Annotated in this window: 12 protein-coding genes; 4 read left to right on the forward strand and 8 right to left on the reverse strand. The window is 39.2% G+C overall.

The window, feature by feature from the left end; all coding sequences use genetic code 11:
- Positions 1 to 310: 310 nt before the first annotated feature.
- The 5 genes from IQ228_RS10505 to IQ228_RS10525 form a co-directional block, all read right to left on the reverse strand.
- Positions 311 to 703, reverse strand: a complete 393-nt coding sequence (locus IQ228_RS10505) for a type II toxin-antitoxin system VapC family toxin (protein ID WP_027403988.1) — start codon at positions 701 to 703, stop codon at positions 311 to 313.
- Positions 703 to 924, reverse strand: coding sequence for a type II toxin-antitoxin system Phd/YefM family antitoxin (locus tag IQ228_RS10510; protein ID WP_027403989.1), 222 nt, complete (start codon positions 922 to 924; stop codon positions 703 to 705). The genes IQ228_RS10505 and IQ228_RS10510 overlap by 1 nt, the downstream gene beginning before the upstream one ends.
- Before the next feature lie 252 nt (positions 925 to 1,176).
- A complete protein-coding gene (locus IQ228_RS10515; RefSeq protein WP_027403991.1) occupies positions 1,177 to 1,506 on the reverse strand; it encodes a ribulose bisphosphate carboxylase small subunit in 330 nt (109 codons plus the stop codon).
- Positions 1,507 to 1,552: 46 nt separating this feature from the next.
- The gene (locus IQ228_RS10520; RefSeq protein ID WP_027403992.1) at positions 1,553 to 1,960 is read right to left on the reverse strand and encodes a chaperonin family protein RbcX; all 408 of its coding nucleotides are present in this window, start codon (positions 1,958 to 1,960) and stop codon (positions 1,553 to 1,555) included.
- 70 nt (positions 1,961 to 2,030) lie between these two features.
- Positions 2,031 to 3,461: a form I ribulose bisphosphate carboxylase large subunit gene (locus IQ228_RS10525; protein WP_027403993.1), complete on the reverse strand. Its 1,431-nt coding sequence runs from the start codon at positions 3,459 to 3,461 to the stop codon at positions 2,031 to 2,033.
- Positions 3,462 to 4,334: 873 nt separating this feature from the next.
- Between IQ228_RS10525 and IQ228_RS10530 the strand changes: the two genes are divergently transcribed.
- The gene (locus IQ228_RS10530; protein ID WP_080683938.1) at positions 4,335 to 5,399 is read left to right on the forward strand and encodes a two-component regulator propeller domain-containing protein; all 1,065 of its coding nucleotides are present in this window, start codon (positions 4,335 to 4,337) and stop codon (positions 5,397 to 5,399) included.
- A gap of 246 nt (positions 5,400 to 5,645) precedes the next feature.
- Positions 5,646 to 6,419 (forward strand): 3-methyl-2-oxobutanoate hydroxymethyltransferase, encoded by a 774-nt coding sequence (gene panB / locus IQ228_RS10535; RefSeq protein ID WP_193962819.1) that lies wholly within the window; start codon positions 5,646 to 5,648, stop codon positions 6,417 to 6,419.
- Positions 6,420 to 6,521: 102 nt separating this feature from the next.
- On the opposite strand, the gene IQ228_RS10540 is transcribed toward panB, so the two are convergent.
- On the reverse strand, positions 6,522 to 7,487 hold the full coding sequence (locus IQ228_RS10540) for a DUF1517 domain-containing protein (protein ID WP_193962820.1): 966 nt from the start codon (positions 7,485 to 7,487) through the stop codon (positions 6,522 to 6,524).
- A gap of 650 nt (positions 7,488 to 8,137) precedes the next feature.
- A complete protein-coding gene (locus tag IQ228_RS10545; RefSeq protein WP_027403997.1) occupies positions 8,138 to 8,653 on the reverse strand; it encodes a GNAT family N-acetyltransferase in 516 nt (171 codons plus the stop codon).
- Between the two features lie 145 nt (positions 8,654 to 8,798).
- On the opposite strand from IQ228_RS10545, the gene IQ228_RS10550 reads away from it, so the two are divergent.
- The gene (locus tag IQ228_RS10550; RefSeq protein WP_027403998.1) at positions 8,799 to 10,235 is read left to right on the forward strand and encodes a BCD family MFS transporter; all 1,437 of its coding nucleotides are present in this window, start codon (positions 8,799 to 8,801) and stop codon (positions 10,233 to 10,235) included.
- 57 nt (positions 10,236 to 10,292) lie between these two features.
- Positions 10,293 to 11,516 (forward strand): ribulose bisphosphate carboxylase small subunit, encoded by a 1,224-nt coding sequence (locus tag IQ228_RS10555; RefSeq protein WP_027403999.1) that lies wholly within the window; start codon positions 10,293 to 10,295, stop codon positions 11,514 to 11,516.
- A 57-nt stretch (positions 11,517 to 11,573) separates the two neighbouring features.
- Here the strand turns inward: IQ228_RS10555 and IQ228_RS10560 are convergent, their stop codons facing one another.
- Complete coding sequence (locus IQ228_RS10560) at positions 11,574 to 12,362, reverse strand: peptidoglycan-binding protein (RefSeq protein ID WP_027404000.1); 789 nt, start codon at positions 12,360 to 12,362, stop codon at positions 11,574 to 11,576.
- Positions 12,363 to 12,528 lie beyond the last annotated feature (166 nt).

A 12,528-nucleotide genomic window follows, 5' to 3' on the forward strand; every position in this document is an offset into this window, starting at 1 on the left:
CCTGTAAATCCTCTAATCCTGGACATCCTGATTCAGACAATTAAGCATTTTCAGGATGTAGAAAAAAACTCATCTTTAAAACCTGAAATATCCCCAGATAAATATTCATAAAAAATCCTGTAAATCCTCTAATTCTGGGTATCCTGATTCAGACAAGTAAGCATTTTCAGCGTTATTTTTCACCACAAACGCTGTATGGGATAGGCATCGAAAATTGTATCAGCACTTATTAAGTAATTGGACAAAAATATTTACAGTCATTGCGAGCGAAGGGAAGCAATCACAACCCTTGCCAACCCTTGCGATTGCTTCATTTCACTTCGTTCCATTTCCAATGACATTGTGTAACTAATTCTGTCTCACTACTTATAGGCATATTTTCCACCATAGCCTGTGCAATTAACATTCTGTCAAAAGGATCACGGTGATGTAGAGGGAGTTGAGTAATAGCCGTAATATGACTGATTTTTATATCTAACACCGTGAAGTCATTAATATTAATTTGCTGCGTGATAAATGTCTCAAATGAAAGATTAAACGTTAGCTTTCCTAACCTGTGTTTAATTCCCATTTCCCAAACACTAGCTATACTCAAAAAAATCTGATTATTCTCATCGTTAATCAATTCTAAAACTTGATTACTAAGTCGAGAGTTATCTGTTACATACCAAATAAATGTATGTGTATCTATCAAAAACATCATCACATATATTCCTGAAAATCTTCTAAAGGTGCATCAAAATCATCAGTCATTGTTACCATTCCTTTAGCACTAGGTTGACGACGATGTTTAACTGGTAATACGGGAATTAACTTCACCACAGGTTGATTATCTTTCATAATGATAATTTCATCACCACCAAGTGCGGCTTCAATTAAATCAGATAAGTGTTGAGACGCTTCATTAACAGTAATTTGTTGCATAATTACCACCTTTAGTTGGCGTTGCTGATTAAGGGTATGAATTTTAGTCTCACGCAAAGGCGCAAAGACGCACTGAGGTTTGAGTTTTAAAGGTTCAATTTGGGAATTTCATACCTCAATTCAGCAACGCCCTTTAGTTTTGTGTGTGCGACTCAACCGACAATTCTATTCTCTATCAAAAACTAAAAAAAGAGAGATAGAAAACTCTACCTCTCCTTTTAATTCATTAAATTACTATTAGCTAATTAGCTCTTAGTATCTGCTGGGTTTGTGAACAAGGAAGCTCATAACTTGACACTGCTTGATGTTGTCAAAACCAACAACACGGATGTAGCAGTTACTATACTGAGAACGGCAACCTTGAACTTCGCTCAATACTTCTTGAGTAGTTTTAGCGCCGAACAAAGGCAATTTCCACATTGTCCAATAAAGTTCTGTAGGTTCAGAAGTTTCGTTGAATTCAATTGCAGGAATGAACCCTTGTGCGATAATGTACTGAACTTGCTTGGCAATTTGCGCGTCAGACAGAGGGGGAAGATAGGAAAGGGTTTCGTAACGACGCTCTTTAGGTAAAGTTTGCATAGTTTTTGATAAGTGGGGGGAGATTTTTTATGACTTGGTTGATTGACTAATTAGATAAATTATCTAAATTAGGATCAGATATTATCTGTCTTTCAATTTCCAGGCTGGGACTTGATAAACTTAGTTGCGTAATGCGTTCGAGATGCTGGCGACGCTGTTCCATATTGGCTTGCTGAATGCCAGTTAGTACCATTTCTGGTAAAAACTCTGTCACTTCCGCCGCTATATGTTCCCTGACAGTCATAATCCGCAATGCCAAATCTGACTTTTCTAGAAACAGTTCCTCAATATATGCTTCTCCGTCTTGGATTTTGCCAGCGGAGAAGTTTTGCAACCAATGTGCTAGAGGAGGATTTGTTTCGCCTAGCTGTGCCAATACAGTCCTTAACGCCTGATAAGTCAGGTAGCTTTGGAGAGTTTTGGCTGTGTCTTTCGCAATTTGCTTTAAATCCATGCTTGACCCAGCCCTTTAGATTATTAGATTTTGGATTGTTTATGAATCCAAAATCCCAAATCTTAAATGATCAGACGGTATCCATTGCTTCAAACTCGAACTTAATTTCTTTCCACAGTTCGCAAGCAACAGCCAACTCAGGAGACCACTTAGCAGCTTCGCGGATAATATCGTTACCTTCACGAGCCAAGTTACGACCTTCGTTACGAGCTTGAACAACTGCTTCTAGAGCTACGCGGTTAGCTGTAGCACCAGGAGCGTTACCCCAAGGATGTCCGAGAGTACCACCACCGAATTGTAGTACGGAGTCATCACCAAAGATTTCTACCAACGCGGGCATATGCCATACGTGGATACCACCAGAAGCAACTGCCATTACACCGGGTAAAGAAGCCCAGTCTTGGGTAAAGTAAATACCACGAGACTTGTCTTGTTCGATGTAGTTTTCACGCAATAGGTCAACGAAGCCCATTGTGATTCCCCGTTCACCTTCTAACTTACCAACTACTGTACCGGTGTGAATGTGGTCACCACCAGACAAGCGGAGAGCTTTAGCCAATACGCGGAAGTGGATACCGTGGTTCTTCTGACGGTCAATTACAGCGTGCATAGCACGGTGAATGTGCAACAGAATACCGTTATCACGACACCAGCGAGACAATGTGGTGTTAGCGGTAAAACCTGCGGTCAGGTAATCGTGCATGATGATGGGCTGTTTGAGTTCTTTAGCGTACTCAGCCCGTTGGATCATTTGTTCGCAGGTAGGAGCGGTAACGTTCAGGTAGTGACCCTTGATTTCGCCGGTTTCTGCTTGTGCTTTGTTGATAGCTTCAGATACAAACAAGAAGCGATCGCGCCATCTTTGGAATGGAGCAGAGTTGATGTTTTCGTCGTCTTTGGTGAAGTCCAAACCACCACGTAAACATTCGTAAACTGCGCGTCCGTAGTTCTTAGCGGAAAGACCTAATTTGGGTTTGATTGTACAACCCAACAGAGGACGACCGTATTTGTTCAATTTGTCGCGCTCTACTTGGATACCGTGAGGAGGTCCTTGGAAAGTCTTGATGTAAGCTACAGGGAAACGAATGTCTTCCAAACGTAATGCCCGTAAAGCTTTAAAACCAAATACGTTACCTACGATGGAGGTTAGTACGTTGGTGATAGAACCTTCTTCAAACAAGTCCAAAGGATAAGCAACATAACAAATATATTGGTTATCTTCACCGGGAACTGGTTCGATGTCGTAACAACGACCTTTGTAGCGATCTAGGTCGGTGAGCAAGTCTGTCCATACTGTTGTCCAAGTACCAGTGGAAGACTCAGCAGCTACTGCCGCACCAGCTTCTTCAGGAGGAACTCCGGGTTGAGGAGTCATCCGGAAAGCCGCCAATAAATCTGTATCTTTAGGAGTGTAATCAGGTGTGTAATAAGTTAGTCTGTAATCTTTAACCCCAGCTTGGTACCCAGACTTAGCCTGAGTCTTAGTTTGCGCGTAAGACATATTTTTCTTCCAAGAAGTCTTTCTTTTTACTATCAAATCACGTTATGTGCCACTTCTTCTCATTCCTACTCTTAATTCATTCTTAATGAAGTTATAAGTTTTGCTTATAGTTAGGGGCGATCAATTTCTATGGTGGCAATGTTACTGCTGCACAAATTAGGTTGCAGTCACAATCACCGCAACAAGTTGTTTACCATGTTTCAGACGTACTTTTTGACGCTGTTATTTTTCGTCCCAGAAATACAAAATCTTTTCATCTTGAGTTTGCATACCCGACTAAATCGGCTTTACAAGCCGTCTGGGGAATTTTGCCTGAAAGCCGCATTCCAGATATAAGGCTGGTTTGCTGCAATTCTCTTTTTTTTCCTGATGTCTTTACCTAAAGCGGGTAAGGAGCGATCATGAGGCATTTTTCCTAAAGACAGGTTTAGTCATGGGGATGAGCAAGAAAAGAAGAAACTGCACATCACTGAATTTGTAGCTTACCCCACAATATATCAATAATTCAATAAGTTATTTTGCGAATTTTGTTAATTGATATATTTAAATTTGTTATTACATAAAGATTTAACATTTTGTTAAGATTGATTTACAAATGTGTATATCTAAACTCTAGAGAGCTAATGATGTCAGGGCTTTGTTATCAAACAATGTAATTTTTAATACTAATTTAAAATGTTTGTTACGGCTGATGCCTCCGGCTCCCGCATGGATACGCCACACTTCGTGAACGATTTTATGCTACCTAATAACTATACCATATTTAAAATATACATCTATTATGGTATTAATAAAACTCAAAAAACTTAGTAGAATTAACTAGAAAGGAATATCACCGTGACTTTATTTCACAAGCATACTAACTTATTAATAATGTCCGCCTTGCTGGGATTAATCGCCTTACCAAGCATAGTCACACCAGCTACAGCCCAAAAGGTTGAGAATAAAGACAACAATCCCAGTCTTAGTCAATCCAAATCTACCCCCACTTATGAAGTTGCACCACCACCAGAACGAATCAAACCCTTACCTAATGAGAGACAATTGCAAGAGGGAGAAACACCGGTAGATTATCGCATTAGTAACTTATTGGGAGATTTCACTGGTAATCTGTGGGTAGGTTCGTGGCGCGGATTATCACGCATTAATCCCAATACAGGTAGGGTTATTTCCCGTGTGAGTTTACCAAATATTGCGATTAGTGCTTTAGTCCAAGATAAGGTAGGGCGTTTGTGGGTGGGAAATAATGAAGGATTAACAAGAGTAGACCCCCAAACCAGTCAAATTACAGCCCAGAATTTATTATTACCCTCCAAACGAGTATTATCACTGTTACTTGACAAACGCGGCTATTTGTGGGTAGGAACTGATGCTGGGTTAACTCTGGTTAGTCCCGACCAAGGTTTAATCATGACAACGGTTAAAAATATGCCCGGTGTCAGTGTTAATGCAATGACTTTAGATGCTGACGGTCAATTGTGGGCGGGGACGCTGGAGGGAATAGTCAAGGTGAATACTTCCAGCGCTTTACTGATGAAGAGAATCCAAAATCTACCAGGGGGAACTGTCCAAACTTTGGCTATTAGTCCCCAGGGGTTAATTTGGGCTGGTATGCCAAATCAATTGTTGGTGATTAACCCCAAAAATGGTATTGTGTTAAGGTCTGTGACTCCCCTGCGTGGACGCAACGTGACATCGGTTAGGTTTGCCAAGGATGGTAGTGTGTGGGTGGGTACTAATAATGGTTTGCTGCGATTGAACCCATATACGGGGGCAGTCTTAGACCAAGTTACGGGACTGCCTTCTAGTCGAGTTTTGACTTTGGCACCGGATATTGGTAATAAGTTATGGGTGGGAACAACGGAGGGTTTAGCTTGGTTAATGCCTTCAGTGGGTACGGCTCAACCTCATTTTGGTTTTGGTCGGTATGTGAAGTAGGAGTCAGGAGTCAGGAGGAAGAATTAGAAGGAGATAAGAATAGTCTCGAATTTGAGAAAGTAATATTAGGACTCCTATTTGATTTTTGAATAAGACTCAGTAGGTATCAATTCTGTATTTCCTGTTCCCAGTTAAGAGTTCCCTGTTCCCTTGCCCCAACGACAATTTTTAACGCCCACCTACTTACTTAATTGACAATTATCAGTTGACAATTAACAATTGACAATTATCAGTGATCAATTCTTTATGGCAGTTACTACCCAACAATTAACTCAATGGAAACAACAGGGACGGGCGATTGTTGCGTTAACTGCCTGGGATTATGCGATCGCTCAACTTTTGGATCTAGCTGGTGTAGACTTTATCCTAGTTGGTGATTCTCTTGCCGTTGTCCTGGGTTATGAAACTACTTTACCAATAACTTTGGATGAAATGATCCATCATGCTAAAGCTGTGCGGCGTGGGGTCAAAAACGCTTTAATGGTAGTTGATTTACCATTTTTAACTTACCAAGAAAGTATTTCTCAAGCTATGCACTCTGCCGGTAGGGTGTTGAAGGAAACGGGGGCGCAAGCAGTAAAATTAGAAGGTGGCTATCCCACAATGGTGGAAACCATTACCCGGTTAGTGCAATCGGGGATTCCAGTTATGGGTCATGTGGGTTTAACACCCCAATCAATCCATCAATTAGGGTTACGACAACAGGGAAAAACCCAGGAAGCAGGAGAAAGAATTTTTAATGAAGCGATCGCTCTCGAACAAGCCGGGGTTTTTGCTATAGTATTAGAACACATTCCTGCAAAACTAGCACTGCAAATTACACAAAAACTCCGTATTCCTACCATCGGCATCGGTGCAGGTTCTAGCTGTGATGGTCAAGTATTAGTCACTTCTGATATTCTCGGACTTTCGGAAAAACAACCACCATTCGCCAAGGTTTATACAAACTTACGAGAAACAATTACCAAAGCTGTACAAGATTACGCTGTGGAAGTGCGAGAAGGCAAGTTTCCAAAATGAGTTTGTCTCACGCAGAGGCGCAGAGGCGCAGAGAGTAAGAGTTTGAGAAGATGTAGAGACGTTTGATTGAACGTCTCCAATGGGGTTGGGGAAAACTCCCAATTAAACCAATTTCAAATCAGGATATTCCGCAAACAAGTCATCTGATGTCAGTGTATCTCCTTCTGCTTGGGGAGTCCACAAAATTTCAATTGCTAACAGTTGTTCACCAGAAAGACTACCAATTTGACGTAAGGCTTGACGCAAATCATCAGCATTATTAATAGCTGGAATTTCACATTTACCCAAAGTCGCTGCTAATAAGGTGACGATAATATATTCTCCTGGTCCTTCACTAATCAAACGAGTGGGGTTATCGAATTCACCTGGTAAAGCATCTTTACTTAAAACAGCTTTGAGTTGATTATTAACATTAGAGAGAGTTTCTTCGCTAAACTTACTGCGTTCGGCTAAGGACAACCGATTAAATTGAGATTCTGCGGAATTTAGTTTTGCTTGTTGAGTTCCACCACCTGCATATACCCAGTATTCAGGGTGACGCAATAAAGCCAAACTAGCTTCTTGCAAAACTTCGCTTCTTCCTGCTGGGCTGTTGGTATCAGCAGTTTCCGCAATGCGATTGAGTTCGGGTTGTAAATCTCTCGCTTGGGCTAATAAACCAACTTGTAACCGGGTGACAGAAACGGAGGGATTGCTGCTATAGCTGACTTCTTCCGTTTCTCCACTGGTGACACGGCGAAAGGTTTGGACTAAAAAATTCGCCATTGCAAAAAAGATCAATATCCCAAACAACCCACCAAAACCACCGCCGAAACCCCATAAGGGTAAAAGAAACGGAAATCCAAAACCACCGCCATAAGGGGCATAGTAGCCGCCATTACCTGGCATACTTGTCCGAGGTGCATAAGTGCGGCTAGAAGGCATTCTAAAAGAACCACCGCCAATCCTGCCGCCACTACGGGCTGCTAAGGCATCATTAGCATGACTAAAAGCTAAAGTTAGCACTAAGCTAAGGATAAAGACGGTTTTAAATAGGGGTTTGAAGAGTCCTTGTATTTTTTTACTCATAACACATTTATGGAGACAACTGTATTTTTATGATCACTTCTCCGTTTTTGAAGAAGTGACACTATCTCTAATCTACCGCTTCTTTTCTTGGTTAGGGTGGAAATAGGGAGAGATTTCTGGCGTTGATAACCGTACAAGGAAAGTACAAGGAAATATCTTGAGAATCAAAAAACTTTAGAATCAATTAATAATTTCTCAGTGATGCCACACTGGTAAGGCGGTAAGTAGTGAGACAGAATTAATTAAGTAGGTGGGCGGAGGAAAATCAAAATATATTTCGTTTTTTGAAATGGCTAAAACTCAACGACAATAACCCATCGAGGTGAATTTACATATCTTTACACAGTTTGGTTATTTCACGTCCACCTACTTACACAATGTCATTGCGTTAGCGCAGCGTGGCGTTAGCCATAGGGAACGAAGTGAAATGAAGCAATCGCCAGGGTTGTGATTGCTTCCCTTCCCTCGCAATGACTGTAAATATTTTTGTCCAATTACTTATGCACTTGAATGAGATCCAGTGATTAAATTGCAAAAGCTGTAACCCCGCCCTCAATTGTATTGTTTTAGTTTCTTATCTGTTCCCTGTTCCCTTTTTTGTAATTTGAATAATTTATTGATATGAAGTAAATCACAAATTATTGAATTATTCAAATATCATAACCCATGATGTAATCATCCAATACAAATCCACTACCAAAATCTTTGATCTGACTATCAATAATTTTAAACCCAAATCGAGAATAGGCTTTAATTCCTTTTTCATTCCTTTTGTTAACATTGAGGATTATTTGTTTGAGGTTCATTGCTTGGGCTTGTTGGTAAACATGGAATAACATCTTTTGACCATAGCCAAAACCATGCAGTGATGGCAATAAGTAACATTTATGTAGTTTTAAATAACTCATATTATTCATCGTTTCTGAACTATAAGATAAATAACCAACTAATTCAGAATTATGTAAAACTTGATCATAAAATATTCCTTGGTGATGAATTTCGTTTTCAATTACTCCTGTTCCATACATTTTAGTGAGCATATATTCGATTTGTGCATGACTGAGAATTGTCGAATAGTGGCTATACCAAATTTCTCGACTGATTTTTCTGAGTTCTCCCAAATTTGTATCTAATAACTGAGTAATGGTAATTGATGAATTATTCATAGAGAGAATTATATTCTAATGAAAATTAAACGTGAGGATTCCTAAAATTAATTTACTGTTTAATTGAGATCATATAGAATTCATATTTGATTTTGGAAATATACCCAGGGTGCTACTATTTAGAAAACAAGACAAAAAAGCAGCTATGGCAATGGATGATACATTGGACACCCCAACTCAATCCTTCTCTATCCCCAAAGTCAATATTTTGACGATGTTTCGGCTAGGATTGTTTCAAATGGGGTTGAGTATGATGTCTATCTTGACTCTGGGAGTGCTTAACCGTGTCATGATTCAGGAAATTGCAGTTCCGGCAACTATAGGTAGTTTAGTATTAGCAATACCTTATTTTATAGCACCGACAAGGATTTTATTTGGGCAAATGTCCGACGCTAAACCCTTCTTAGGTTATCATCGCACGGCTTATGTGTGGGGAGGAGCAGGAATATTTGCGATCGCCGCCTTTTTAGCGGTACAAGTAATGTGGCAGTTAAATGCCGCTAATCTTAGTGATACCTGGACATGGACTACCCAAACTATCGGTTGGACAGCAGTTTTAGGGTTAGTATTCGCAATTTACGGTTTAGCAATTTGTGCTAGTGGTACAGCATTTGCCGCTTTATTAGTGGATATCTCCGACGAAGACAACCGTTCCCAAGTTGTGGGGATTGTTTGGTCAATGTTAATGGTAGGGATTATAGTGGGAGCAATTATCAGTTCCAGCTTATTAAAGGAATTAAGCACAAACGCACCTCTAGAAACTTTACAAGCGGCAATTAATCGTCTATTTATAATTGTTCCCAGCATCGTTTTTAGTTTAGCAATTGTGGCAACTGTAGGAGTTGAAAACAAATATTCCCGTTTCTTAAACCGTGCTAATAAAGGAAATCGGGAAGATGGTATCACCTTAAAAGGTGCTTGGAAAATTTTAACAGCTAGTCCACAAACAGGCTTATTTTTCACATTTTTATTAGTGATGACTATCAGCTTGTTTATGCAAGATCCCATTTTAGAACCTTATGCAGGGCAAGTATTTAAAATGCCCCTAGCAGAAAGTACCAAACTCAACGTTTTTTACGGTACAGGGATATTAATTTCCTATGGAATCACAGGTTTTTTCATTGTTCCCCGTTTGGGTAAAAAAAGGACTATAAAGTTAGGTTGTATTTTAGTAGCAGTTGCCGCTTTATTAATAGGGTTTTCCGGATTTTCCGCAAATCCATCTCTCCTAAAATCAACTTTAGTTTTATTTGGTTTATCTACTGGTTTTGTCACTACCGCAGCCGTTACTTTAATGTTAGACTTAACAATTGCTGAAGCCGCCGGTACATTTATTGGTGCTTGGGGACTTGCCCAGTCTTTATCTAGAGGCATTGCTACGGTAATTGGTGGTACTGTTTTAGATTTAGGACGCAAGTTTTTACCCGATAATTTAGTCTTAGCTTATGGCATGGTATTTCTATTAGAAGCTGTGGGAATGTTGATATCAATTTGGTTTTTGAATCGAGTCAATGTTACAGAATTTCAAATTAACACAAAACAAGTTTTAGCCTCTGTTCTCGAAAGTGACTTAGATAATTAACAACTAACAACTGACAACTAACAACTGACAAATAAAACATAACCAGGGATACATTCTATGAGTTACTACATTGCGCCTAGTTTTCTTGATAAACTTGCAGTTCATATCACCAAAAACTTCTTAAATATTCCTGGGATTCGCGTTCCTCTAATTTTAGGTATTCATGGACGCAAAGGTGAGGGGAAAACTTTTCAATGCGAATTAGTCTTTGAAAAAATGGGTATCGAAGTCACCTTAATATCTGGAGGAGAATTAGAAAGTCCAGATGCAGGAGATCCAGCGCGGTTAATTCGATTGCGTTATCGGGAAACAGCAGAATTAATCAAAGTGCGGGGGAAAATGTGCGTACTGATGATTAATGATTTAGATGCCGGTGCGGGACGTTTTGACGAAGGAACTCAATATACAGTAAATACTCAGTTGGTAAATGCTACATTGATGAATATTGCTGATAATCCCACAGATGTGCAGTTACCGGGAAGTTATGATTCCAATCCTTTATGTCGTGTACCAATTATTGTGACTGGCAATGATTTTTCTACTCTCTATGCACCATTAATTCGTGATGGGAGAATGGATAAATTTTATTGGGAACCAAACCGCGATGATAAAATAGGAATTGTGGGGGGAATTTTTGCACCTGATGGACTTTCAGAACGAGAAATTGCCCAATTAGTTGATACTTTTCCCCATCAATCTATTGACTTTTTTAGTGCTTTGCGTTCTCGGATTTATGATGAACAAATTCGTAACTTTATCCATCAAATTGGCTTTGAAAATGTCTCTTTACGAGTTGTTAATAGTTTAGAAGGTCCACCAGCATTTAAAAAACCAGATTTTACACTCTCTCATTTAATTGAGTCTGGTAAATTTATGGTTGGTGAACAAAAACGGGTAGAAACTTCTCATTTAGTAGATGAATATAATCGTTTAAATCGCGGTAAAGCGTCTCAAGCAAGTTTACCTGTTGTGGAAAGTCCAGTTAGCAAACCTACAATTAATCAACCTACTCATTTAAGTTTAGAAACTCAAGAACAAGTTCGCCAAATTTTATCTCAAGGTTGTAAAATTGGCATTGAACACGTTGATGAACGACGGTTTCGGACAGGTTCTTGGCAAAGTTGCGGTTCTTTTAATATTGATGCCCATTCCGATGCTATTTCTACTTTAGAATCTTGTTTATCTGAATATAACGGTGAATATGTGCGTTTGGTAGGAATTGATCCACAAGCAAAACGACGAATAGTAGAAACGATTATTCAACGTCCCAATGGTAAGTAATTAGTATTTTTTGAATGTAGAGACGTTCTATAGAACGTCTCCGATTGAATTTAATATTTAGCTAACAGGAGTTAAAAATAGTTTAGCTTCTGCTTGTCTTCTCCGTTTCAATCCTGCTTCTACATTGCTACCAGGATTTCTGTATTTTAGAAAAGTTTCTTCAATTTCATCCCACTTTTTATCTCTCAAAACTCTAGTCATGCTTGAGAAGTTGGAACTACCATAGAAGTTAGCACCCAAGTTATAACCAAAACTTAATAAAGCACCCTGTTGATTGGCATTTAATTCATTCCAAACAGGAATTTTTTGCATAGGTGGTAGATAGCTATTCTCTAGCTGAAGCATCAATAAATCATCTGCTTCTTGTTGAGTGATGCTTTCACCTAGTTTCCAGTTACTACCATCTCTTTTTTTAGTAGTACCCCAACCAATAGTGATAGGTAAATTACCACTGAGAGGATCTGGGTAAGCCTTTAAATAACAACCTTCAAATTCTTTGATGAGAGGAACACCTGGAAGTGGTAGTTTTCCAGTTATCCCACCAAAACCTTTTGTGGAAACGCTAGAAGTTGGAGATGATATAGATGATGCTGCGCTTGTCGTTGCTTCTCCCAGGGCATTATTTAAAGCATTTTGAGTATTTTTTCCGACTACACCATCTGCTTCAAGCCCTTTTTGACTTTGAAATTGTTTAACGGCTTTGACAGTATTATTGCCAAAATCACCATCTATTGTTCCTGGATTTAGATTCAGTGCTTTTAAGATTTCTTGGAGTTGTTTAACCCGTGATCCTGTTGCACCTTTTTGGAGAGTTTCACCACTATTGAGATTTAATTTGCTAGGCATTGTGTTATTCTGTGGGCCGGATTTAATCAGTTTAATAATTAAGAAAAAGCAAATTTAAAACTTACTTTTTACCTATAACAATAAGTAAACAATTTCCATCCATTTTTGTGAATGAATTTTTGATATTTACTAATTGTCTGTTCATCAGCAGTAGAATCATTATTAC

It is taken from the genome of Dolichospermum sp. LEGE 00246 (genome assembly GCF_015207865.1).
In the GTDB taxonomy this organism is placed as follows: domain Bacteria; phylum Cyanobacteriota; class Cyanobacteriia; order Cyanobacteriales; family Nostocaceae; genus Dolichospermum; species Dolichospermum heterosporum.

Bases quoted from the DNA above. Each gene is read 5' to 3' on its own strand.
- IQ228_RS10540 (WP_193962820.1), bottom strand. From the start codon at position 7,487: ATGAGTAAAAAAATACAAGGACTCTTCAAACCCCTATTTAAAACCGTC.
- IQ228_RS10560 (WP_027404000.1), bottom strand. From the start codon at position 12,362: ATGCCTAGCAAATTAAATCTCAATAGTGGTGAAACTCTCCAAAAAGGT.
- IQ228_RS10545 (WP_027403997.1), bottom strand. From the start codon at position 8,653: ATGAATAATTCATCAATTACCATTACTCAGTTATTAGATACAAATTTG.
- IQ228_RS10555 (WP_027403999.1), top strand. From the start codon at position 10,293: ATGAGTTACTACATTGCGCCTAGTTTTCTTGATAAACTTGCAGTTCAT.
- IQ228_RS10510 (WP_027403989.1), bottom strand. From the start codon at position 924: ATGCAACAAATTACTGTTAATGAAGCGTCTCAACACTTATCTGATTTA.
- panB (WP_193962819.1), top strand. From the start codon at position 5,646: ATGGCAGTTACTACCCAACAATTAACTCAATGGAAACAACAGGGACGG.
- IQ228_RS10550 (WP_027403998.1), top strand. From the start codon at position 8,799: ATGGCAATGGATGATACATTGGACACCCCAACTCAATCCTTCTCTATC.
- IQ228_RS10520 (WP_027403992.1), bottom strand. From the start codon at position 1,960: ATGGATTTAAAGCAAATTGCGAAAGACACAGCCAAAACTCTCCAAAGC.
- IQ228_RS10525 (WP_027403993.1), bottom strand. From the start codon at position 3,461: ATGTCTTACGCGCAAACTAAGACTCAGGCTAAGTCTGGGTACCAAGCT.
- IQ228_RS10515 (WP_027403991.1), bottom strand. From the start codon at position 1,506: ATGCAAACTTTACCTAAAGAGCGTCGTTACGAAACCCTTTCCTATCTT.
- IQ228_RS10530 (WP_080683938.1), top strand. From the start codon at position 4,335: ATGTCCGCCTTGCTGGGATTAATCGCCTTACCAAGCATAGTCACACCA.
- IQ228_RS10505 (WP_027403988.1), bottom strand. From the start codon at position 703: ATGATGTTTTTGATAGATACACATACATTTATTTGGTATGTAACAGAT.